Here is a 25,137-nt window from a genome sequence, read left to right as displayed (position 1 = left end):
ATTTTGAGACAGCCTCTTTTTGATTTTTATAACTCGCTAAGCCAGTTGCTTTTCTAATTTCTCGTTCAAAACAGACTTTGGAACAGCGCCGATTTGTTTATCAACAATTTCTCCATTTTTGAAGAATAACAAAGCAGGGATGTTACGAATTCCATAACGTACTGAAATCTCTGGATTCTCATCCACGTTCACTTTCCCTATAACCGCTTTTCCTTCATAATCCTTAGCCAATTCCTCCACTACAGGACCTACCATCCGACATGGTCCACACCATTCTGCCCAAAAATCGATTAATACTGGTTTGTCTGATTTTAAAACAACTTCTTCAAAGTTGCTATCTGTAATTTCTAATGCCATAATCTTTTAATTTTTATAAACCGAAGTTATATTTATATTTTTTAATTGCTAAAATCTATAAACAAAGATAATAACAACTATTAATGTAATTGTAATCTTAATTACACAAATTCCAATCCAAACTAGTTCAATCTATAATTTATACCTTCAAACTTATCAATGCATTCCAAAAATTCATTTGTAAGGTTTATTTTCAGACTTTTAGCTGGCATTTCGACAGATATCTCATCCTGCGGATCCCAAATTTTAAACTTCAATTGACAACTTGGCACAACACCTTCAATCTCGTTTTGCGCAAGTATATCCTTAATTCCATCTAAAAATGCTTCGTCCAATTTAGGCAAAGGAATATTGATCGTAAAACTTTTAGCCATCTTTTCACGAAGATCAGAAAGCAATTGTACACTGCGTAGCTCAAAGCCCCAATTTCCGACTTGTCTAAAACGCTCCTGCACCAAGCCTCTTAACTGCACAAAGTATCCTTCCTGCAAATATCCTTTTAACTTCACATACTCTTCCCCAAATACAGCCATATCATAGGAATCACTATAATCTTCAATGATAAAAGAAGCAAAGGGCTTACCATTCTTAGTCAATCGATGGTTTGCAGAAGCTATAATACCCCCTATTACTAATTCCTTATTTTTGATTCGATTAAACTCAAGTAAAGTCTCTTCATCAACCTCCGCCGCCTTAACCTTATTGATCAATGCTAAGTCTGAAACCGAATTCTGGCAAAAATGCTCGATCTCAAAACGATAGGTATCCAATGGATGACTAGTTAGATAAATACCAATGACCTCTTTCTCATATTTAAGCTTCTCAATTAACCCCCATTGTGGACATGGCGCCAACACGGGCTCTGGCAATTCGGCTCCTCCATCAACACCAAAAAGACTTGCCTGGGCTGAACTTTCATTTTCCTTATAACGCTGTCCAAAACGTATCGCCTTTTCCATGCCGGTTGAATTTTCATCGGAGTGGAAATATTGTGCACGATGTGTATTTTCGAAGCTATCGAATCCCCCAGCATAAGCTAAGCTCTCAAATGCCTTTTTATTGACAGCACGTAGATCAATACGCTTAGCCATATCAAAAACGGATTTATATAAACCCGATTGCCTTGTCTGAACAATAGCATCCACGGCCCCTGCTCCAACACCCTTTACAGCGCCTATTCCAAAACGAATAGCACCTCGTTCATTCACTGTAAATTTATAATAGGATTCATTCACATCAGGTCCAAGTACTTCCAACCCCATACGCTTACATTCCTCCATAAAGAATGTTACTTGCTTGATATCATTCATATTGTTAGAAAGTACAGCCGCCATATATTCAGCAGGAAAATGTGCTTTCAAATAAGCTGTCTGATAGGCCACCCACGCATAACATGTGGAATGGGATTTATTAAATGCATAACTCGCAAAAGCTTCCCAATCGGTCCATATCTTCTCCAAGACCTTGGCATTATGTCCCTTCTCCTCGGCCTGCGAAATAAACTTAGGTTTCATCTTGTCAAGTACAGCCTTTTGCTTCTTACCCATGGCCTTCCGCAGTACATCGGCATCACCTTTCGAAAATCCAGCTAACTTTTGAGATAAAAGCATTACCTGCTCTTGATATACTGTAATACCATAAGTTTCTTTTAAATACTCCTCACAGGCATCCAAATCGTAAACAATCGGATCTATACCATGCTTACGCTTAATGAAACTGGGGATATATTCAATTGGCCCTGGACGATAAAGTGCATTCATAGCAATCAAATCTGCGAATACCGTAGGTTTAAGGTCACGCATGTACTTCTGCATCCCTGGAGATTCATACTGAAATACACCAATCGTTTCCCCACGTTGAAAGAGCTCATACGTAAGTTCATCATCAATTGGAAACTGATCTGGATCCAGTACAATACCATGACTTAATTTGACATTCTCGACGGTATCTTTAATCAAAGTCAGCGTCTTTAAACCTAAGAAGTCCATTTTTAGCAAACCAGCACTTTCCACCACGTGGTTATCAAACTGGGTTACATAAAGGTCAGAGTCTTTTGCTAAAGAAACAGGAACAAAGTTAGTAATATCGTCGGGTGTGATAATAACGCCGCAGGCATGAATACCGGTATTCCGTACAGAACCTTCCAATACCCGGGCTTGCCGGATTGTTTCAGCTTCGAGCCCAGCACCATCGGCCATAGATTTCAATCTATTGACGGCTTCAATTTCCTCTGTTCTTAGCTTCTCCTTTAAACCAGCGTCATCTAGCGTAAAAATTTTGGATAATTTAAGATTTGGAATCAGCTTAGCAATTTCATTAGCATCACCTAAAGGTAAATCAAGTACACGGGCTGTATCTTTAATGGATGATTTAGCAGCCATTGTACCGTAGGTAATAATCTGAGCAACTTGACTTGCACCATATTTATTGATTACATATTGCATGACGCGTCCACGCCCCTCGTCATCAAAATCGATATCAATATCGGGCATAGATACACGGTCGGGATTTAGGAAACGCTCAAAAAGCAAATCGTACTTAATCGGATCGATATTGGTAATGCCAAGACAATAGGCCACAGCTGAACCAGCAGCAGATCCCCGTCCAGGCCCCACCGACACTCCCATCGCTCGTGCGGCTGCAATAAAATCCTGCACAATCAAAAAGTAACCAGGATAGCCGGTTTTCTCGATAGTAGCCAACTCAAAGTCTAGCCGCTCACGAATATCATCCGTGATTTCTTCGTAACGTTTTTTAGCACCTTCATAACAGAGGTGCGCGAGGTATTTATTCTCGCCTCGTTTTCCGCCATCCTCAAGATCCGCTTCAACCTGAAACTCTTCGGGTATATCAAATTTAGGCAGGAGAACATCGCGATTTAGTTTAAAAATCTCAACTTTGTCAACTATCTCCTGAATATTCAAAATTGCTTCGGGAAGATCCTTAAACAGCGCCTTCATTTCGTCAGAAGACTTGAAATAATATTCCTGATTCGGCAAACCAAAACGGAATCCCCGGCCTCTACCTTTTGGAGTCGAAAGCTTCTCCCCATCTTTCACACATAATAAAATATCGTGCGCATGAGCGTCACCTTTCTTCTCGTAATATGTATTGTTGGTCGCAACAATTTTAACCTGATATTTGCGGGAAAATTTAAGCAAGGTTTGGTTCACACGGTCCTCATCTTCCTGGCCATGGCGCATCAACTCGAGATAAAAATCATCACCAAAGTGCTCCTTCCACCATAGCAATGCCTCCTCGGCCTGGCTCTCCCCTATATTCAGTATTTTATTGGGAACTTCTCCTTGCAGGTTTCCTGACAAAGCGATAACATCCTCCTTATATTGAAGAATAAGATCTTTATCAATCCGGGGCACATAATAGAATCCTGCAGTGTAGGCGAAAGAAGCTAGCTTCGCCAGATTATGATAACCTCGCTTATTTTTTGCCAACAAGACAATCTGATAACCATTATCTTTTCTGGACTTATCTTTGTGGTTTTCACAGACAAAAAACTCACACCCCACAATGGGCTTTAAGAGCTGACCAGTAGGTTCTTGTCCATTCTCAATAGCTTCCGCATTTTGAGCTTCAATTTCCTTATTATGACCTATAACGCGAGAAACAAACTCAAAAGCCCCCATCATATTGCCATGATCCGTTAATGCAACAGCCGGCATATTATCCTTGATCGCTGCCGAAACCAACCTATCGTACGACATCGTGGACTGAAGGATCGAAAACTGAGAATGGTTATGTAAATGGGCAAATTTAGCATCCTTTAAGGCAGCCAGCGCTTCAGCATCCACAACAACCCTAGCCTCCTCAGGCTCAGACTGCCGTCTAATTTCATCAGAGGCGGCTTTTAAGTTTACATGCTTCAGCCCTACAGTAGGTATCGGACCCGGATTATTGATTTTAAAATCAACGAAGTAACCAGTATCTACCTGAAGTTCTTCGGCCGTAAACACTTCTCTTCTCACCAGCTCCAGAAAACAACGTGCTGTCGCCTCTACGTCGGCAGTGGCATTATGTGCTTCGGCAAATGGCACTCCAAATAAATAGGAATGTAGCTCGGTCAAATTGGGCAACTTAAACCGCCCGCCACGACCACCAGGAATCTTCAGTAGTTCAGCGGTTACTTCCGTACAGGTATCTAAAACAGGCATATTCGCCATATCGGATGTGACACCATAGCGATAAAATTCGCAGCCCATGATATTCAAATCAAAACCAATATTCTGCCCAACGACAAACTTAGCTTTATTTAATGCGATATTGAATTTCTCCAGCACCTCTTGAATTGGCAACCCTTGCTCTTCCGCCAATGCAGTGGATATACCGTGTATTTTTTCAGAGTCATAGGGTATATCAAATCCATCTGGCTTAATTAAGAAATCTTGATGTTCGACCAAATTCCCCATCTCATCATGAATCTGCCAAGCTAATTGAATACAGCGAGGCCAATTGTCCGTATCCGTAATTGGCGCGTCCCAACGCTTAGGTAAACCTGTCGTCTCCGTATCGAAAATAATATACATAAAATTCTAAACCCTTTTAATCCAACACATTAAACACAATACAATTTGCATTTTTTTGGATTTGAAATTTACGAAATTATTAGAGAAGATTGTGTTAGATTTTTGCGAAAATAAACTATCGAGATAGCACATTACAGAAGAAGATCTCTTAAACTAACGCTAACAGAAAGCTGAATTGAGACCTACCTATCGTACATCAACAGTCTGTCGTCATAAATTTTTCGCTAAGGAGGGATGCAAACATATCCTTGCTCAAATCGTCTAAAAAACAATCTTCCTATAGGGATAAATACATCAAATTCAATACTGTAATAGTTACACTATCCTAGGTATTTAGTATATTTGACTTTGACCCAAAAGTTCATGATTAAAGCTATCTTTTTTGACATCGATGGAACTTTACTAAGTTTCAAAACACATCAAGTTCCTGAATCTACTCAACGTGCATTTCAATTATTAAAAGAAAAAAATATTAAGGTATTTGTTTCAACAGGAAGATCATACAATCAGCTGGAGCATATTCATTATCTTAATTTTGATGGTTACATAACTTTCAATGGCGGATATTGCGTCACAAAGGAACAGGAAGTTATCTATAAAAATAATATTCCGGAAAAAGATATCCGCTCCTTATTGCACTATGCCAAAAAACGTGAAGACTTGACTTTTTCATTTATGTCAGAAAAAGAAATTTCGTTAAATCGGGCTACACCAGAGGTATTAGCGATGTACCAGCAGGTTAATGTCCCTACTCCGCCTATTCGCGATTACGAACGGGATTTTGATCTGGACACGGTGATGCAGATTAATGTTTTCATCAGTCCGGAAGAAGAAGCCGAATTTATGAGAAACGTGATGCCAAACTCAGTCGCATCAAGATGGACACCAATTTTCGCCGATGTTAACCCCATGGGGCAGAGCAAAAAAATAGGAATAGATGTTTTTTTAAATCATTTCAACTTCACCCCGGAAGAAACCATGTCATTTGGCGATGGAGGCAATGATATCACCATGCTAGCACACACACATATTGGAGTTGCTATGGGCAATGCAAATCCCGAGGTCAAGGAAATTGCAGATTATATAACAGACAGCGTCGATGATAATGGTATCTGGAATGCACTAAAACACTTCAACATCATCTAAAACAGCTGGACCGACAATGTTATTCGAGCGGTATTGCTGTTACTATTTAACAATAAATTATGCTTTTGTGGGAAGAGATAGGCTAATCGCTTTTGGAAATCAACTAATAATGTGTCACTAAACTGATCTTCCAAATAATGGTTTACGCGATAGCTAACTTCCCATATTAGCACCTTTGGTGAACCCGATAGTCGAATACGGACAGGATGGGAGGACATCGTATTATAACCATTTTTAACGGCATGCTGTATCATAGGGAAAAAAATGAGTGGTGGCAACATAATCTCCTCGTGGCATGGAAGTTTATTTTCCCATTTTACCGAAAAACCGTCCGCGACAACATGTTCTATTAGCTTCAAATACTGCTTCAACAAGTCAAGCTCGATCTGGATCGATTCAAACCGGTCGACCTGCAGCTCAAGCACCTGCTTTTGAAAAGCAAAATATTCATCCAGACTTGTTTTATCACCTTTTAAAAAATGCCCCATCAAAAAACTATCGAGCTGACTGTTCCTAAAAGACAAGCGATCCGCAAGTGCCAAAAGCTCCTCATTTATTAAGACCTTTTTACCAAAAAAACGATTTATTATACCAGACATTTGTTAAATTGCTATAGATTCCAAATACAAAAATAGAAAAACATTATGTCAAATATTGCAATAGTTATTGAAGAAAGGGCGGCCGATATAGGCAATTTCTTGGTTGGACGCCTTCTTCCCTTCAGGCAAAAACGTATGGTAGGCCCTTTTATCTTTATCGACCATATGGGACCTGATACGATTACCGAACCGCACTTCATGGACATTGCCCCACATCCACATATCGGCTTATCAACGCTGACTTATCTGTTCGAAGGCAATATTATGCACCGTGACAGCCTGGGAAATGCCGTGGAAATCAAACCTGGCGCAGTAAACTGGATGACGGCAGGAAAAGGTGTTACACACTCTGAAAGAACGCCGCAACAATTGCGATCCACATCCCATAATTTGCATGGACTGCAAATTTGGGTTGCTCTACCTAAAGAGCTCGAAAAAATGGAGCCTAATTTTGTACACATCGAAGAACCCCAGCTTCCCCACTGGACTGAGGATGGTGTGTCCTATCGGTTAATTGCCGGAGAAATTAAGGAGCATCGCTCCGAAGTCCCCGTTTACAGTCCGTTGTATCTGATCGAAATGAAAGCGGAAGAAGACGCGACGGTTAAACTGGGGGATAATCTCTACGGCGAAAGTGGCTTATACATCTTGGATGGAACTGTAAAAGCTGAAGGTCAGGAATTCGGACCAAAACAAATTTTGGTCGCTAAAGACGCAAAACTATGCGAATTCGAAATGAAAGCAGGTACTTCGGTATACATTTTTGGAGGAACTCCATTTCCTGAGCAACGTTATATTGACTGGAACTTTGTCGCCTCAGATATAGAAACACTTCGGGAAGCAAGAGCCAAATGGGAAAATCATGAATTCCCAAAAGTTCCAGGCGATAATGGCTATATTCCCATCCCACCAGCAAATCCAACCTTGAGCAAAAAAAAGGATCAGTAAAATCATACTGAAAATCAAAATATCATCAAATTGAAGGAGAGCAGTTTAACATGCTGACACAACAAATATTTACCAGAAAAGGCTTAAAATCATGAATCACTTGCAGCCTTTTCTGGTGGGCATCCCAATATAAACTGAATAAACAACTAATGGTCGATCCCACTGACGCCACCAGAAACGACCAACTTCATCGCGTCTGTGGGAGACATATCCAATTTTTTCACCTTATCCGCACTGATAATGACCACCTGTCCTGCAAAAGAATACGAGTATGGAAAATAGACCATCACTTCCTCCTCAAGACCTATACTTTTCAAATCATGCTGCGTCAAAAAACCGATCTTCTTCAGACCAAATTCATTGACAGTCACCAATACAGGCTCATTAAATTTCTTCGCATCACCAACAAATGCCTCAGTAAAGTCTTTTATGGAGGTGTACAATGTGTTTAAGAGTGGTATCCGTTTGATTTGGTGGTTAATCCAAACTTTAATTGGATCGGTCACAAAATTTGTAAATATAACACCGGCCAAAACCAGTACCAAAATGACCGTCAAAATACCTATACCCGGAATATAGAGCGGATGTCCCTTTTCATCCTCTAAAAAATGCTCGGTCAGATTTAACGAAGAATCAATTGATGCCACAATCCAGACAATTAGAAAGATCGCACCCGCCAATGGGACAACAACCAAAATCCCGCGAATCAAATAATTAATGAATCCCCTAATTAATTTTCTAAACATGATCTCAAAATAAAATACTATTCAAAAATGCAGAATATCCTTTATTATTCATAAAAATATACTCTTTTTACTCGCTGAGAAATACTCGTGAGCAATTCATAGGGAATCGTCCCGATTGCCTTGGCCGACGACTTTATATCGGGATATACGATAACTTCGTCTTCCTCACCTACCTCGACATCAGTTACATCAAGCATACACATATCCATACAAATATCTCCTATCGTAGGAACCAAAACACCGTTGACCATCATTTGACCTACCCCATTCCCAAAACGCCTGTCGTACCCGTCTGCATAACCAATTTTTATCGTTGCAATCTTACTATCTCTGTGCAGGACACCATGACGATTATATCCAACGGTCTCAGTGGCTGCAAGGTATTTTATCTGTGTTACATTGGTTTTTAGTATGCTTGCCTCACGGATTGGCAAATCATGACGCTCAATATCAACTCCATAGAGACCGATCCCCAACCTGACCATATCAAAATAAGCATTTGGCCACAATTCGATACCTGAAGTTGCAGCAATATGACGGAGGAAAGAATATCCTATACCATCCTGCAAACGTCTTGTGCACTCATTAAGCAGATCAATTTGTCGCTGAGTAAATTCGCTATCTTTTTCATTTCCTGCAGACGCCAAATGGGAAAATGCCGACTTTACTTTTAAAATGGATGCAGTGTTGAGAAAAGTTATCAATTGATCGACCTCATCAGGCATAAATCCGAGGCGGTGCATACCTGTATCAATTTTAATATGAATTGGGAAGGAGGTTACCTGTTTACCCTTCAAAAAATTCAAAAAGGAGAACAAGATCCTAAAACTATAAATCTCCGGTTCAAGATTATATTGCACGATGGAATCGAAAGAACTTTCGTCGGGACTCATCACAACAATCGGTAGTGTAATACCAGCGCCCCGCAAATCAACTCCTTCATCGGCAAAAGCAACGGTAAGATAATCCACACGATTAAATTGCAAAAGATTGGCAATTTCAAAGCTGCCACTCCCATAAGAAAAAGCTTTTACCATGGTCATCAGCTTGACATGCTTGGGCAGTAATTGTCTGTATACATTCAAATTATTTTCCAGTGCATTCAGATTAATTTCAAGTACCGTATCGTGTGATTTAGCCACTAATTGCCGACTGATACGCTCAAAATGAAATTCCCGACCTCCTTTCAACAACACGGTGGCATTCTCAAAAGAAACGGATCTAATATCAGCTAAAAAAGCAGTTGTGTCCACATAAGAAATAGAAGGTACATCGAACTGCGACGCCACTTTTGGCAAAACTTTACCAATCAATATTAATTGATCCAAGCGGTACTCGCTAAGCAAACGTTTAAGCTTGGCCAAACTTTTTACATCATCTATACTGATACCTGAGATATCTGATAAAATCAACATCTTCAATGGATGTTGGCCCTGCTGATTCAAAAACTCGAGCGCGATCTGCAGTGCATCCAAATCATTACTATAGGAGTCATCGATAATTGAACTATTATTTTTTCCCTTTTTTAACTCGAGACGCATAGCCACGGGTTGTAGGTTTTTAATTCGAGCAGCAATTACCGCACTCTCGTATCCGAACCGCAACATCACCGCGACACAGTTAATTGCATTTTCTACATTCCCTTTGTCCACAAATGGCACTTCAACAGCGAACGTACGACTCATATAATAGAAGGTAACCATTGTAAATCGATCATTCATCTGCTTGATAGAATAAACCTCTAAAGAAAGTCCTTCCTCAAGTCCCCAAGAAAACTTACGCGGTCGATAAGGCAGCTGAACATTTTCGAGATAACTATATGGAAAGATCATGGTTTCCACATGTGTAAAAAGCTGAAGCTTTTCATCAATCTTCTCCGCCTTCGATTCAAAACCTGTCTTATGTGCCACACCTATATTGGTCAATAAACCAATGGAAGGTTTGATCATCTGCTCGAGACGTGTCATCTCACCTTTTTCTGAAATTCCAGCTTCGATAATAGCGAGATTATATTCATCAGATAATCCCCAAAGTGACAACGCCACGCCTAGTTGCGAATTGTAGCTCTTGGGGCTTCGATAGATTTTGTATTCTGGCGACATCAACTGGAAAAGCCATTCCTTGACAATTGTTTTACCATTGCTACCTGTAATTCCTATGACGGGATAATGAAATTTTTGTCGATGAAAGGTCACTAATGCTTGCATGGCGACCAAACTATCTTCAACCCAAACAATATTTGCTCCCGATAACTCTACCTCCTGCTGTTCGTCAACTTGCAATACGAAATTCCGAACACCTCTAGCATAGGCCTCTTTCAAATAATGGTGACCGTCTCTATTTTTCTGCAATGCGAAGAAAATCCCATTATCAGCCTGAACGATCTTACGGCTATCGTAAAATAAATGTTGGACAAAAGAATTGGGATCCGTTATAAATGTGCGATTAGGATGAAAAATCTGAACGATTTCGGATATTTTGTACATTCTTTTGATATTTCTTTAATTGTGTCAAAACTGAACATTTTTTTAGTTATTTCATATTATTTTTGAAATTTTGACATTATGTTTGATAAAGAGAAGAGAAACAAAAAGATATTGACACAGCGCCAGGCTCAGTTAAAAGCTGAGAGCTATTGTGCGTATCAGGAACGTGCCCAACAGGAAGTTCGCGATAAACTCTATAGTTGGGGACTGAGCGAAGAAGAAGTTGAGAATGTGCTTGCCGATTTAATTGCTGAAAACTTCCTCAACGAGGAACGATTCGCCATTGCATATTGCAACGGAAAACTCCGTATGAAAGGTTGGGGTAAAATAAAGATCAAACAGGCGCTGAAATTAAAAAGAGTATCCGAACCATTAATAAAAATTGCATTTAGACAGATCGACCAAGATGAATATGAGCAAATATTAAGTGACCTAATCGATAAGAAACGGCGTGAAATAGGTAGCAAAGATTTTTATACTGTAAAAAATAAACTTTATCAATTTGCATTATCTCGTGGTTTTGAAAGTGATTTAATTTTTTCTATACTGAATTCAAAGGAGTTATAAAAAACACTACAAGAAAGTAAATAAATATTTTGCAATATTGATTTTTCGCTCTATATTTGCATCACCAAAAAGGAACGCAATGATCCTTTAAAATTGAAATAAAATTCCAATGCGAAAATAGCTCAGCTGGTAGAGCACAACCTTGCCAAGGTTGGGGTCGCGAGTTCGAATCTCGTTTTTCGCTCACCTGCCTAGGTGGTGGAACTGGTAGACACGCAGGACTTAAAATCCTGTTCCCGTTAAGGGAGTGCGGGTTCGATTCCCGCCCTAGGTACAAGAAAGCTCATCTAACGATGGGCTTTTCTTGTTATAAATGCAATGCTTCCAAGAGATTTCTAGTATAACTAGAAATTGATCCCAAAAAAAAGTATTCCGATCCCTATTGCTTAACACATTTCGTTCATGGAAATGATCTAGGAATATATAAAATGTATAGGCATAAAAAAGCGGAATATATAGGATATTCCGCTTTCAATACAATGAACAGGCTCGAACTACTATTTTTTATCCAAAATAGTAACTTCTACCCTTCTATTTTTTCGACGTCCATCAGGAGTTTTGTTATCTCCAACTGGATTTGACTGGCCGAAGCCTTTTGCCGTGATACGAGACTCCGCAACACCTGAATCTACCAAGAATTTCTTTACTGACGCAGCTCTTTTATCAGAAAGCCACTGATTATACTCCACAGTGCCTGTGGCATCCGTATATCCGTCAACTTTGATTTTATTATTGCTTTCTTTCAAAATCAAAGCCAACTTGCTTACTTCAGTTTTTGCCTTTTCAGATAAATAAGAAGAGTTTGTTGGGAATAATAGATCGGAAGATATACTAAATTTAATTCCTTCATCCGTTCTTTTTGCATCATTAAAATCTTTTTTCACATTTTTCAAACCGTCATCAGTGCCATCTTTTGTTATAACTGCACCTGGATTGACTACAATAGCTTGTTGTTTACAAGAAAATAACGATAAACTTGCGCATAAGGTTAAAATTCCCAAATTGATTTTTCTAAGCATGTCGTTTCTTACGTATTTAATATCCATTTAAGCAAGTAAATATAGCGAAAAAAGTCAATAAGACTACCCGTTTCTTCCAAATCTAAAGTAACAAATCTATTTCTTGGCATATACTTTTTCCAAGGTCTTTTTGACCTCAGGGATATTCTCATACAATTTCCAGATCATACCTGAATTTGCGTTCTCAATCATCACCGCGATTGTAGCCTGATTTCTTGCACGGTAGCTTTCAGAAACATCGTTGTTTTTAATATCAATCCAGCTTCTGAAGCCATACTGTGTAAATAACACATCGGCATATTCTTCATAAAATTTACGCAATGCTTTTAGACCAATCTCTTTTTCAAATGGGTAAGCTGCAATTGATATCGCTGGATTCACCAAATAACCTTGATATGAATCTTCAACTTTTTCTACCCCCCAAATATCTGTAAATCGCGTTCCTATGCTCATTTCATTGTCTCTGCGTTTATAAGCGAGGATATAGTCTGACAAATATTTTTTATAATCTACAAAATCATCTACTTTACCTTTTGGATCCATAATCAAGAAAGGGCGATAAACAGCCATTAATGATTCATTTAAACTCCCGCCAGCAATATTCTTGGCAAAAATAACCTTATCATCGGAATAGATCGAAGCTGCCGTATTTCCTAGATCACTAATTAATGGATTGGTGCTTATCGAGTGTGCTAATGAGTCATCTAACTTCATTTTAAGCTCTGGGGCCAAATCACTTGACTCATCCCCAAAATACAGTTCATTCCCTTTATGTTTGGTTGCAAATCCATTGGTATAAGCTGAAATCGGTAAGGGATGAGTAGGTGAAGACATTGCAAGCAAGTAGGTACCCAAACTCTCATTAAATCCACCCATCGGCCTGGATCGAGCAGTACTATCCACTGGAGACCACTTATCCCATAGTACATCGGCATTCTTTGCATCAGTAAAGTAGCCCCAATTTATACGCTCCCAAAGTTTTGTAATATTAGTTCTTAAGGTCTGCTCCTCAGGATTATCTTTAGCAAAATATTGTCGAGCGATTAAGAGCGACTCCATGATATGAGAAGTCCCGCGTAAGTCATAATTTGGAATTGAATCGCGATAGTAAGGCACCCCTGACCGACCATCGTAAAGCGCTGTAAAAACACCTTGGTGTTGTTGAGCACCACTCAGAAATTTGACAATCCGCGTCAACCTGCCCAATAGAGCCTGCCTCGATATTAAGTTATTCTCTCCTGCAACAAGCAATCCCAGTATGGCATAGCCCGTTTCATTGGTGGATACAATTGCTTGCCGATTTCCTCGATCAGACAGAAACATACCACTGTTTACATCATAGTTGTCTATAAAATAATTGACATGGGCATTCCGGATAAAATTTAACATCTCCGCATCCGTTCCCTTTTTTGTCTGTACCTCTCTAACTTCAGAGAAAGGCGATTCAACATAATTATAGTCTACCCATGCTATTTTGTAATAATATGGTTTGTTGTATTCGTCCACCCGATCCAGCGATTTCTGTACATAGATGGGCAAAATTGCTATTGGCTGATAATTAAGCTTGTCTTCTGAGCGATAAATTTTCACGTAGCGAATACTTGGTGTCAGAGGCAATTGCCATACCAGCTCAACTTGCTTATCTACCGAACTTATTTTGGACAAAATGGCAGCTGATGATAGTTTTACTTTCGGAAAGTTCTTGGGCAAAAATTCTATTTGATCTATAAATAATTGATTGGTATGCAAACAACTTCCATTTTGTTCAAGGATTAAGGCCGATACAGATTTGCCGATTGAAATTCCAGCAAATTTAGACACCGGAATAGATACGTTAAGCCAGGTATCATAATCAAACCCATCGATATAGCTGGCAATATCCACAGCATTTGTCCGTGTATCATTTTGTTGCAAAGTAACTTTAGGGAGTTGTCCCTTCTCAGTATTGCTTTGAATAAATAGTTTGAACGTCAGATGATCGTCTTTAGTAATTAAGTAAGGAAATTTCTGCTTGTCGTTTAAAATACTTGCTTCCCATTTCCCATTGGGAGAAGAAACGTACCGCAGTGAAAGTGAATTGCCCGGCGTAAAAAACAGGCTGTCCGAGACAGGTAAGCTATAACTTACATTCTGTATCCATGACTCACCTGTATAATGTGCAATACTTTTAGCGTAGCTCCCGTTGATAACGCTATTGTCAAATAAAACTTCAGGATAACTTTCGGATCTGGCCAAAGAAGGCAAGATCAATAACAAAATAAAGTAAAAATATTTTTTCAGCATAAGTCAACATTTTTCACAGGGCTACAATCAAAAACTAAGCCACCACTACGTTTATAACGCAAATGTAACAAAGGAATTCCAATGATATTATCCTCCCTAATTTTAATTTCAGAAAAAATGCGCTAAATTAGCCCTCTGAATATTTTCATAAAATAGATATATGAAAACCACGTTTGATTTTGAAAAGCCAATTGCGGACTTGCAATTGCAAATTGAGAAGGTAACTCAAGTTGCCGAAAAGACTCAAGTTGACATGAGCGCAACCGTTCGTGAACTGGAGGAAAAGCTTGCTTCGACAGAGAAAGAAATATACGGCAATTTAACCGGATGGCAAAATGTACAGATGTCACGCCACCCTGATCGCCCGCAGACTTATGATTACATAGAAGCGATCTGTGATGAATTCATCGAATTGCACGGCGACAGGACTGTTAAAGACGATAAAGCGATTGTCGGTGGGATGGCCTCTATAGATGGTAATGCGGTTATGATCATTGGTCATCAAAAAGGCAAGAATACAAAAGAGCGTCAATACCACAATTTTGGAATGGCCAATCCGGAAGGCTACCGAAAGGCATTGCGTTTGATGAAAATGGCTGAAAAGTTCAATAAACCCGTTATCACATTAATTGATACAATGGGAGCCTATCCAGGATTGGAAGCTGAAGAACGCGGACAAGGAGAAGCGATCGCACGTAACCTGATGGAAATGGCTGTATTGAAAGTGCCAATTATATGCGTTGTTATTGGCGAAGGAGCTTCAGGTGGAGCTTTGGGCATTGGTGTTGGAAACAGAGTCTACATGATGGAACATACGTGGTATTCGGTTATTTCCCCGGAATCTTGCTCTTCTATCCTCTGGAGAAGCTGGGATCACAAAGAAAAAGCTGCTGAGGCTTTAAAATTGACATCAACAGATATGCTTGGCAATGGACTGATCGACGGCATTATTCCCGAACCTCTTGGTGGTGCTCACCAAGACCCAGCCGCAGCTGCTGTTAACCTAAAAAATCAGTTGTTAAAAGATCTTGCCGAATTGACGGCTAAAGATAGCGATACATTAGTTTCTGAAAGAATCGATAAGTTTAGTAAAATGGGTGTTGTAACCGAATAACATCCCTTAACATGTATCTAATCATATAAAGCCAGCTGACCACTGGCTTTTTTTTGATTATTCTACCCCTAGAACAGGTATTTTTATATATAAAATAAGCTTTCACGGCCATCAGCCCTTTAGTCAATTCTCGAAGTGAAATAATAAATAAAAATTAATTCTTTAGTTTTTAAACAGTTATCATTATTTCAAAAAAAAGGGTAAAAAAAATTGGTATAAGAAATTTATTTCCATACCTTTGCATCACTTTCAAAAACAGAAAGGATTCCGTAGCTCAGCTGGTAGAGCAATACACTTTTAATGTATGGGTCCTGGGTTCGAATCCCAGCGGGATCACTAGAAAAAAGCTAATCGTTTGATTAGCTTTTTTGGTTTAAAAGGTACTCCCCCCTAGATAAGGAAAATGCTAAAAGTCGCGAGACAGTACCCTCTATATTCATACGCGTTCCCAATTCCATCTTTATCCCAACGGTATACTAGCGAAAACATCGATTTTTTTTCGTAAGTGTAGCTCGCTCGCTTTTCTTCTTTAATTCTTAGTTCTAACAAACTATAATCAAATGGGGATCAGTTTTGGGTTTTCGACGTTGATTGTTCAGTGCTCGTTCAGTACTCACTGATCGCTCAGTAAAGACTGAGCAATCAATGGGCAAATACTGTCTAAAAATTGATTTAAAATTGTGGCTAGGTATAAGCTGGTATAAGGATATGTAAATTCGATTAATTATCTTAACTTCTTACAATCATTCCATTGGATCAAATAAATTGTTGAGGATTCCGTCTAGGAAGCATGCCCCCTATTGATTTAAGAAGCCATGTTAGCATGTTTTAGAACTTAGAAGGATCGATCGGCAGCCAGCTCCATAGTATTAGATAAGCTTAAATTTACCTCAGCAGGCTATAGAATCGGCGGAGGTGCCAATTATTTAGTATATTGTTTCCATACAAAACTTTAAGTTTTCAGAAGAGTATTTCTTCGCATATCGAACGCAAACTTTTCTTATACAGCGTGAGGAGATTGTAAGCTTAAAGTGAATATCCGAAAGAGTAGTGGTCTGTTATTGGGAAAATTTATTAGTATACAACGATTGGTTTGGTACAACAATAAGAGATTTTAAACGATAAAAAATGGCCGGAATTTATTCCGACCATGACTGGGATTACTCTCCCCTTTCTATGCTTTTGCCTGTAAAGCCAATGCGTATAATTTCATTTGCTTGATCATGGATAACAAGCCGTTTGCTCTTGTGGGTGACAAATGTTCTTTCAATCCTATTTGGTCAACAAAATATAAATCAGCATCAACGATTTCTTTAGCAGTATGTCCAGATAGCACTTTGACCATTAAACTCACCAGCCCTTTGGTGATAATAGCATCGCTATCCGCTTTAAAGTATACCTTTCCATCTCTTATTTCTGGAAAAAGCCATACTTTGGATTGACATCCTTTGATAATATATTCATCTGTTTTGTATCGTTCATCAATTAGAGGCACTTCTTTTCCAAGCTGGATGATATACTCATATTTTTCCATCCAATCTGTGAAAAAAGCGAAATCCTCGATCAATTCATCCTGTATTTCATTAATGGTCATACTTATTTTTCTATTAAATCAACATGTTCACCGCGCGCTGAATTCCCGCAACCAAAGCATCTATTTCCTCTTTTGTATTATACACGGCTAAAGAAGCACGGATAGTCCCTGGTATTCCAAACCGATCCATGACAGGCTGCGCACAGTGGTGTCCCGTACGGACAGCAATCCCCAATTTATCTAAGATAACACCGACATCATAAGGATGTGTACCTTCTATTAAAAAGGATATCACAGAACACTTATGCTCGGCTGTACCTATAAACCGTATTCCCGAAACTTCAGATAGCTTCTCTGTAGCGTACTGCAACAATTCAAGTTCGTAGGCTTCAATACTTTCCAGACCAATTGAATTGATATAATCGATCGCCTCATTCAAACAGATACCAGCCTCAATATTAGGTGTACCGGCCTCAAATTTAAAAGGTAATTCATTATACGTTGTTTTTTCAAAGGTGACCTCTTTAATCATATCTCCACCACCTTGATAAGGCGGCATCGCGTTTAACAAATCTTCTTTACCGTATAACACGCCTACTCCTGTAGGTCCATACATTTTATGGCCTGAAAACACCAAAAAATCGACGTCAAGTTTTTGAACATCAATTTTTATATGTTGCACGGCTTGAGCAGCATCAACCAACACGACAGCTCCATACTGGTGGGCCATTGAAATAATCTCACCCACTGGATTGATTGTCCCGAGCGCATTTGACACATAGGTCACTGCAACTAATTTGGTTTTTTCATTTAACAAATTCTCGTACGCGACCATATCGAGTTCACCTTTGTCATTCATTGGAATAACCCGGATCTTACAACCCTTTTCGTCACAAAGCATCTGCCAAGGCACAATATTAGAGTGGTGCTCCATTGCTGAAATAATAATCTCATCACCAGCATGGATAAAAGCTCGGCCATAGCAAGTAGCAATAAGATTAATACCATCTGTGGTCCCCTTAGTGATAATAACCTCTTTGTCATCTGCTGCATGAATAAAGGCTTGAACTTTTTTTCGAGTTATTTCAAAAGCGTCCGTTGATATTTGACTAAGATAATGCACACCGCGGTGCACATTACTATTCATATCGGTATAATAGCGTACAATCGAATCGATAACAGCACTTGGTTTCTGTGTTGTTGCGCCGTTATCCAAATAAACCAATGGCTTACCATTTACCTCTCTTTTGAGAATGGGAAAATCAGCACGTATTTTATCTATATTAAATCTTTCCAACTTTGTCTAAATAATTTATACAAAGTTAATAGTATTTTATAGAATACAGGATGGTCAATCTGTTTTTTATGTCATTATCGACAGCGCTCCAGAGACGCTGTCCAATAAAAAAGCAATTTTGCCGTTTTAACAATTATAGTTAGCTTTTATAAATTATAGATGCTATTTAGTACCTTTGTAATAATATGCAAGAATTACCTCTAAATTTACCAGAAGGCTCACGTAAAGAAGTGATGGCCTATTTGGAACCGTTCATGCTCAATGAGATGAGCGAATACCTGAAGCCTGTTGAAGAAATGTGGCAACCTGCCGATTTTCTTCCGGATTCTTCTAGGGATACTTTTTTTGAGGAAGTAAGAGAGTTGCAGGAAAGTGCAAAAGAGCTCTCTTATGATTTGGTCGCTGTATTAGTTGGAGATACCATCACCGAAGAGGCTCTTCCGACTTATGAATCCTGGTTGACTATGGTAGAAGATGTCGACAAAAACGAGCAGGGAGGATGGATGAAATGGGTACGCGCTTGGACAGCTGAAGAAAATCGTCATGGTGATCTTTTGAACAAATACCTTTATTTGTCGGGTAGAATAGACATGCGCCAATTTGAAATGTCTACGCAATACCTTATTCAAGATGGTTTTGATATCGGTACTGGCGCTGACCCATACCGGAATTTTATTTATACTTCATTCCAGGAATTGGCAACCAATGTTTCCCATCGTCGTGTATCCGGCCTTTCCAAAAAAGGCGGCGATAAACTTTTGGCAAAAATGTGTGGTGTCATCGCCTCTGATGAAGCACGTCATGCCAAAGCCTATATGTCTTTTATTTCAAAAGCAATTACTGTAGATCCAAGTGAAGTCATGATCGCATTTGAAGACATGATGCGTAAAAAAATAGTTATGCCTGCCCAATTTTTAAGAGAAGCAGGCGAGCCTCAAGGAGAGGCGTTTGCGCATTTCTCTGACGCCGCCCAGCGGTTGGGGGTATATACAGCTTTGGACTACGTTGATATCTTAAAAGAGCTGAATAGTGAATGGAACATTGATCAGGTAACAGGACTGAATGATAAAGGGGAAAAAGCGAGAGATTATCTCCTAAAACTACCCGATCGTTTGATTAGACTGGCAGACCGTATGAAGGTTCCGGAAAAAGATTATAAATTCAAATGGATTTACGGATAACATAAAAAAAGNNCTTTTTTTATGTTATCCGTAACGAAGTTTCAAATCTTTCACTTACTTTACATTGCCCATCAATTTTCGTACAAATGGAGAGAGAGCGATAAGCACCACTCCCGCAATCAAAGAGTATAATCCCAATTGCTTATAACTGTCTGTATATGCTAACAATTTATCAGCTAATGAGCTTCCCTCCTTAGCTTCGGCCATACTTGCACCAATCAAACCAGCTACGTATTGTCCGTAAGCGCTAGCCAAGAACCACATTCCCATCATAATACCTTGCAATCGCGCTGGGGATAATTTTGTCATAATCGAAAGACCAATGGGTGAAAGACAGAGCTCTCCCACCGTGATGACGAGTAGCGCCAGCGTGAAGATATCCAATGACGCCATACCATTAAAAGCAAATAAGCGCGTAGCAAAGAGAACATAATATCCTAATCCCAAGAAAACAAAACCAAGACCAAACTTAATAATGGTGTTTGGCTCTAACTTACGCTTACCCAACCAAATCCAGAAAAGACCAAAAAGAGGTGCTAATACGATAATAAATAGTGCTCCCCCGGAATTGTTAACACCATTCGGATCCAGCTTCATCACGCCTAACAAAGAATCATTCAGATGTTTTGCAGCAAAAATGCTCAATGACCCCCCACTCTGTTCATATATTCCCCAAAAAATAATAGAGAAAAGTATAAATACCAAAGCAGCAATCAATTTATTACGTTCCTCTGATGTCACTTTAGACATTTCATAGAAAAGATACAGCAGTGTCAAAGGGCCTATCGTATACATAAAATAGTCAGTATATTGCGTTTTTGACACCATAATCTGAACGATGGGAATAAAAATTAATGTCGCAGTATATACGCCATATTCTGCCCATTTTGGAAGTGCCTTTGTTTTGACAATCGCATCGGGATCCCCCGGCTGAAGTCCAATAGGGCCCAAATGTCTTTTGGTAAAATGAAAATTCACTAAACTTACCAGCATGCCTACTGCCGCCAAACCAAAAGCGACATTCCACCGATGCCCCTCAGAAATCAATGAGGCAAGCATATATCCCTTCCCGATAGCAACACAGATATACCCTCCTAAGAAAGCACCCAAATTTATTCCAGCATAAAATAATGAAAATCCTCCGTCTCGACGAACATCACCTTTTTTATACAATTCGCCCACCATCGTCGAAATATTAGGTTTAAAAAAACCAGTACCTATAATGATAAATGATAAACCAAAAAAGAAATATTTATGTGGGTCCGCTGCAAGAAAAAGACTTCCTACGATCATCAATAAACCACCCCAAAATAAAGACTTTCTAAAACCTAGGATTTTGTCTGCAAATAATCCACCAATGAATGTAAATGCATAGACAAACGCTTGTGTCGCCCCATACTGCAAATTTGCATCCTTCTCAGCAAAGTTTAGTTGGGTGATCATAAAGAACACCAACATACCGCGCATACCGTAGAAACAAAATCTTTCCCACATCTCGGAAAAGAATAAACTCCAGATTTGTTTTGGATACTTTCCTTCAAAATTTTGAATCTCTTCTAGCGACTCCCTTGTACTAACCTCCATACTAATTTATATTAATCAAAAAAGCTTCTTTCGTAGAAGAAGCTTATATAGTTATTATTTAATTCCGTGCATCAATCGCTTAATCAAAGGATTAAACAGCATTACTAGCAAGCCTGCCAAAGCTGGAATTGCAGTAAACAAGAAGAAAAAGTAGCTCAATGAGTGTTCCTCTTGAATGGTCTCTACCTGTCCCCCTAATACGGCCGCAACCTTCTGCGCAATGGCGATTGCTAAATACCAAATTCCAAACATAAAAGCAAGCATCCGTGCGGGCACTAATTTCGACACATAAGATAGACCTACAGGCGAAATAAATAATTCACCCAATGTATGGAACAAATAGGTTAGCACCAAAAATACCATCGAGATTTTAGTACCTTGACTTATCCCCAGTGATCCTAATCCAATAATTAAAAATCCAATAGCAACTAAGATCAGACCAAAGCCATATTTAAAAGCCGCAGAAGGATTGTATTTAGACTCCCAAATTTTGGATACAGAAGAAGCAAGTGCAATAATAAAAAATGAGTTTAGGATAGAAAACCAAGAGACTTTAATTTCTGACGCCTCCTTGTTAAATTCTTTATATAGCATCCAAATAGCAGCCCCCCAAATCAAACCAAAACAGATGAACAATACGATATTGGAGATCGCGATTTTATTCCAGGTTACTTTCGCCAATTTGATCAGAACCCAAGTAATAATTGAAAGGGGGACAATGGTTAACAAGCCGTTCACCACATTAAAAGTTGTTAATGCAGCCCCGCTAAGGACTCGATCAATGTTATCCCTTGCCACAATAACCAATGAAGTTGCTCCTTGTTCAAAACTCATAAAGAAGAATACCAGAAAAAAGGCCAGTAATACTACGGCAAACATACGGTCCCTAACCACTTTATCATAACGCAGTATGCGCGTAACAATCAGATATACAAAGAGAATCAACGCTACGATTACCATGATATACTGTCCTCTTAAAAATGGGGTATCCAAACGTGAGAATACATCCACAATACCATTCTTAGACAATGGATCATTAAAAGCATATACGAACCCAATAATAGAGACTACAGCTATCAATACATAATCACGCAGGGTAAATGGATTTCTGGTATCGGTATCCTCAGTAACAACTTTATGCCCTTCAACCAAAGACTTACTCAAAACACCAAGATTGCCCATTAGCGGTTTTGCGAAAACGAACTGCAACGTTCCTAAAAGCATAAAGATACCAGCCAATCCAAATCCCCAGTGCCAACCATAGGTTTCGGCAATATATCCACATAACATCATGCCAAAGAAAGCACCAGCATTAACTCCCATGTAGAAAATGGTATAAGCACCATCTTTTTTCTCCGGCAGATCTTTATACATTTCTCCTAGAATAGAGGGCATGTTCGGTTTGAAAAAGCCTGTTCCTATAACTAGACAGACCAAACCAAGGAAAAACATAATGGAGGTATCAAAAGCCATGGCAGCATGCCCAAGCGTCATAATCGCTGATCCAATGATAACTGCTTTACGCGATCCAATATATTTATCTGCAATAATCCCTCCTAGAATAGGAGTTAAGTAGAGCATCATAGCATATGTACCATAAAGTGCCCCTGCTTGTTGAGCCGTCCAGGACCATCCCGAGAATGGACTACCTTGAATGACAGCCGCGGTTAGAAACTGCATTAAAAGTACTCGCATTCCGTAGAACGAAAAACGCTCCCACATCTCAGTAAAAAAAAGGACAAAGAGTCCCGAACGCTGTCCTAACACATTTGATTTAAAAAAATCAGTCGACGGGCTATTAGCAATATCCCCGTTTAATCTACCCATAAATAATCAACCTTTATTTTTTGATAAAATATTTACAAAGAAACAAAAACAAAATCACTTTTGACCAAAATAAAGTTGCATAAACAAAAAAAGGCAACCCTTTGGATTGCCTTTTCAGTAACAATTTTAATATGTCCTATCTCTTGTGCAATTGCTCATAAAGGTCAATAACTTTCTTCTGCAATTCAATTACTTCGCCATCGCGTTGTTGTAATTTTTGCGTCAAAGCATTCACCTCATTTACATATTCCTTATCTTCTTCAGAATCTGAAGTAGATAAAAGTTGAACAACTGTCAAATTGAATAATTTTGAGATTTGATTCAGGCGAGACAAATTTACATCTGTAATCCCTGTTTCAATTTTAGAAAATGCTGGGATTGAGATATCCAATCGCTTTGCAACATCCTCTTGACTCCACCCTTTTTGGTGTCTAAGTAATCTGATTTTTTTTCCTAATGCATTCATCTGGTAGATATTTTAAACAAAAATAATAAATTACAACTTAATTTACATTAAATTATATTTTTTTCTCTAAAAATCCCTAAAAAATCGATCAGCAAGCACCGATAGATTAACCCCATTATAATTATTTAAACTCATAAGAAGTAAATTGTACCCCTTTGACTTGACACCATCCAAAAAGGAATAGAGCCCCTCCAGACTTACAACAACCTCTAAATCAGGACTATTAAAACTATCCTTGATATTAATTGGGACACTTTCAATATCTTTATTAAGTTCTTTACAGGAATTTATATTCACGTAAACTACAGATACATCCGACTCTCTCATAGAGTTCGCATATTGTAACAAAAACGATGAATCTAGACTATCATACGAGTTTAATTCGATAATTGTAACCAATTTCTGATTAGGAAACTGCTCTTTTACGGCATGAATACTTGACTTGACTTTATCCGCGTTACACGCATAATCCTGATACACCACAGATCCTTCAGAACTTGCAACAAACTCCAAATAGCGGATCGAAGTATTAAAGCTTTTGATCGCTTCAAAGAATTCTTTCTTTTTAATTCCCAACCATTCACAAATTGTATACGCTCCTGCAATATTAGATAGGTTATGCTTACCGAAAACCTGCAATGGAACATCACCATCTGGCGTATTGATATACGTTACCCCTTTATTAATCGTATAATCAGGAATTTTATAACCATGTCTATTGATCTTACAATCTTTCGTATCTTGCAGAACTTTCTGTAAAACAAGATCTTCCTTATTATATATTAGCGTACCTTTAGGCGGAATAGAGTCAATAAAATCTTCAAATTGTTTAATATATTCCTCTTGGGATATTTTCGAATTAAACTCATTCCACATAATACCCGAAATCAGGGCTATGTTGGGTTTATAATACAGGAATTTAGACTTAGGGTCAATCTTAGATGAAACATATTCATCTCCTTCGATAATAATAATCTTATTATGTTTGGTGATATCTACCAACTTATCAAAGCCTCTTAGCTGCGCTCCTACTAAATAGTCAAATTCTTTTCCTAAAAATCGCATCACGTGCATGACCATGCTCGTGATCGTCGTCTTACCGTAACTTCCCGCAATAACTACTCTAATTTTATCTTGCGAAAGCTCTTGAATAAATTCTGGAAAAGAATAAATTTTAAGACCTAATGCTTGTGCCCGCTTTAGCTCGGGATTATCAGCTTGTGCATGAGCTCCCAAGATAACAGCATCGATATCCTCAGTCACTCTTTCGTCAAACCACCCGAGTTGATCAGGAAGTAACCCTGCTTCAATTAGATGAGAACGAGAAGGCTCCACGATCTGATCGTCTGAACCTGTTACTTGATGCCCTTGTTTTGCCAATGAAATAGCAAGGTTATGCATCACACTACCACCTACCGCTATAAAATGAATCCGCATAGTAA

General features: G+C 38.8%; 18 protein-coding genes and 3 tRNA genes. 8 read left to right on the top strand and 13 right to left on the bottom strand.

From position 1 onward, the window contains the following. Positions 1 to 36 precede the first annotated feature (36 nt). Both trxA and dnaE read right to left on the bottom strand, forming a co-directional pair. Positions 37 to 357 carry a thioredoxin gene (gene trxA / locus B3E00_RS22180; RefSeq protein ID WP_209578826.1) on the bottom strand — a complete coding sequence of 107 codons (321 nt, stop codon included), beginning with the start codon at positions 355 to 357 and terminating at the stop codon, positions 37 to 39. Between the two features lie 122 nt (positions 358 to 479). Beyond that, a complete protein-coding gene (gene dnaE / locus B3E00_RS22175) occupies positions 480 to 4,898 on the bottom strand; it encodes a DNA polymerase III subunit alpha (RefSeq protein ID WP_293940177.1) in 4,419 nt (1,472 codons plus the stop codon). Between the two features lie 363 nt (positions 4,899 to 5,261). On the opposite strand from dnaE, the gene B3E00_RS22170 reads away from it, so the two are divergent. Beyond that, positions 5,262 to 6,044, top strand: coding sequence for a Cof-type HAD-IIB family hydrolase (locus tag B3E00_RS22170; protein WP_293885622.1), 783 nt, complete (start codon positions 5,262 to 5,264; stop codon positions 6,042 to 6,044). Here B3E00_RS22170 and B3E00_RS22165 read toward each other — a convergent pair. Then, a complete protein-coding gene (locus tag B3E00_RS22165) occupies positions 6,041 to 6,643 on the bottom strand; it encodes a hypothetical protein (RefSeq protein ID WP_293887364.1) in 603 nt (200 codons plus the stop codon). The two genes, B3E00_RS22170 and B3E00_RS22165, sit on opposite strands and share 4 nt — an antisense overlap. Before the next feature lie 45 nt (positions 6,644 to 6,688). Between B3E00_RS22165 and B3E00_RS22160 the strand changes: the two genes are divergently transcribed. Beyond that, a complete protein-coding gene (locus B3E00_RS22160) occupies positions 6,689 to 7,591 on the top strand; it encodes a pirin family protein (RefSeq protein ID WP_293885595.1) in 903 nt (300 codons plus the stop codon). A gap of 146 nt (positions 7,592 to 7,737) precedes the next feature. Here B3E00_RS22160 and B3E00_RS22155 read toward each other — a convergent pair whose 3' ends face one another. Both B3E00_RS22155 and B3E00_RS22150 read right to left on the bottom strand, forming a co-directional pair. Then, positions 7,738 to 8,337, bottom strand: a complete 600-nt coding sequence (locus B3E00_RS22155; protein WP_209578831.1) for a DUF502 domain-containing protein — start codon at positions 8,335 to 8,337, stop codon at positions 7,738 to 7,740. A gap of 44 nt (positions 8,338 to 8,381) precedes the next feature. Then, on the bottom strand, positions 8,382 to 10,823 hold the full coding sequence (locus B3E00_RS22150) for a bifunctional UDP-N-acetylmuramoyl-tripeptide:D-alanyl-D-alanine ligase/alanine racemase (protein WP_293940176.1): 2,442 nt from the start codon (positions 10,821 to 10,823) through the stop codon (positions 8,382 to 8,384). 78 nt (positions 10,824 to 10,901) lie between these two features. Between B3E00_RS22150 and B3E00_RS22145 the strand changes: the two genes are divergently transcribed. From B3E00_RS22145 to B3E00_RS22135, 3 genes are all read left to right on the top strand, one after another. Further along, complete coding sequence (locus B3E00_RS22145) at positions 10,902 to 11,390, top strand: regulatory protein RecX (RefSeq protein ID WP_293940174.1); 489 nt, start codon at positions 10,902 to 10,904, stop codon at positions 11,388 to 11,390. Between the two features lie 111 nt (positions 11,391 to 11,501). After that, positions 11,502 to 11,574, top strand: a tRNA-Gly gene (locus B3E00_RS22140). A 5-nt stretch (positions 11,575 to 11,579) separates the two neighbouring features. Beyond that, a tRNA-Leu gene (locus B3E00_RS22135) sits at positions 11,580 to 11,664 on the top strand. Between the two features lie 223 nt (positions 11,665 to 11,887). On the opposite strand, the gene B3E00_RS22130 is transcribed toward B3E00_RS22135, so the two are convergent. Further along, positions 11,888 to 12,409, bottom strand: a complete 522-nt coding sequence (locus B3E00_RS22130) for an OmpA family protein (RefSeq protein WP_293940172.1) — start codon at positions 12,407 to 12,409, stop codon at positions 11,888 to 11,890. A 96-nt stretch (positions 12,410 to 12,505) separates the two neighbouring features. Beyond that, complete coding sequence (locus B3E00_RS22125; RefSeq protein WP_293940170.1) at positions 12,506 to 14,692, bottom strand: glucoamylase family protein; 2,187 nt, start codon at positions 14,690 to 14,692, stop codon at positions 12,506 to 12,508. Positions 14,693 to 14,852: 160 nt separating this feature from the next. Between B3E00_RS22125 and B3E00_RS22120 the strand changes: the two genes are divergently transcribed. Both B3E00_RS22120 and B3E00_RS22115 read left to right on the top strand, forming a co-directional pair. Then, complete coding sequence (locus B3E00_RS22120) at positions 14,853 to 15,806, top strand: acetyl-CoA carboxylase carboxyltransferase subunit alpha (protein WP_209578836.1); 954 nt, start codon at positions 14,853 to 14,855, stop codon at positions 15,804 to 15,806. A gap of 263 nt (positions 15,807 to 16,069) precedes the next feature. Next, a tRNA-Lys gene (locus B3E00_RS22115) sits at positions 16,070 to 16,142 on the top strand. Between the two features lie 838 nt (positions 16,143 to 16,980). On the opposite strand, the gene B3E00_RS22110 is transcribed toward B3E00_RS22115, so the two are convergent. Next, a complete protein-coding gene (locus B3E00_RS22110; RefSeq protein ID WP_293885511.1) occupies positions 16,981 to 17,400 on the bottom strand; it encodes a SufE family protein in 420 nt (139 codons plus the stop codon). A gap of 13 nt (positions 17,401 to 17,413) precedes the next feature. After that, complete coding sequence (locus tag B3E00_RS22105) at positions 17,414 to 18,637, bottom strand: cysteine desulfurase (protein ID WP_209578838.1); 1,224 nt, start codon at positions 18,635 to 18,637, stop codon at positions 17,414 to 17,416. Between the two features lie 185 nt (positions 18,638 to 18,822). Between B3E00_RS22105 and B3E00_RS22100 the strand changes: the two genes are divergently transcribed. Next, entirely contained in the window at positions 18,823 to 19,818 is a 996-nt protein-coding gene (locus B3E00_RS22100) for an acyl-ACP desaturase (RefSeq protein WP_209578839.1), read from the top strand. A 54-nt stretch (positions 19,819 to 19,872) separates the two neighbouring features. Here the strand turns inward: B3E00_RS22100 and B3E00_RS22095 are convergent, their stop codons facing one another. From B3E00_RS22095 to B3E00_RS22080, 4 genes are all read right to left on the bottom strand, one after another. Next, positions 19,873 to 21,402 (bottom strand): peptide MFS transporter, encoded by a 1,530-nt coding sequence (locus B3E00_RS22095; protein WP_293888170.1) that lies wholly within the window; start codon positions 21,400 to 21,402, stop codon positions 19,873 to 19,875. Between the two features lie 54 nt (positions 21,403 to 21,456). After that, positions 21,457 to 23,229 (bottom strand): peptide MFS transporter, encoded by a 1,773-nt coding sequence (locus tag B3E00_RS22090; RefSeq protein ID WP_293885507.1) that lies wholly within the window; start codon positions 23,227 to 23,229, stop codon positions 21,457 to 21,459. Between the two features lie 136 nt (positions 23,230 to 23,365). After that, the gene (locus B3E00_RS22085) at positions 23,366 to 23,695 is read right to left on the bottom strand and encodes a helix-turn-helix domain-containing protein (protein ID WP_070566095.1); all 330 of its coding nucleotides are present in this window, start codon (positions 23,693 to 23,695) and stop codon (positions 23,366 to 23,368) included. A gap of 66 nt (positions 23,696 to 23,761) precedes the next feature. Beyond that, positions 23,762 to 25,132 (bottom strand): Mur ligase domain-containing protein, encoded by a 1,371-nt coding sequence (locus B3E00_RS22080; RefSeq protein WP_293885502.1) that lies wholly within the window; start codon positions 25,130 to 25,132, stop codon positions 23,762 to 23,764. Between the last annotated feature and the right edge of the window lie 5 nt (positions 25,133 to 25,137).

This window comes from Sphingobacterium sp. UBA5996 (assembly GCF_002429765.1).
Lineage (GTDB): Bacteria > Bacteroidota > Bacteroidia > Sphingobacteriales > Sphingobacteriaceae > Sphingobacterium.
The sequence above is the reverse complement of the archived record's forward strand: the minus strand, read 5'-3'. Positions and strand labels throughout refer to the sequence as shown.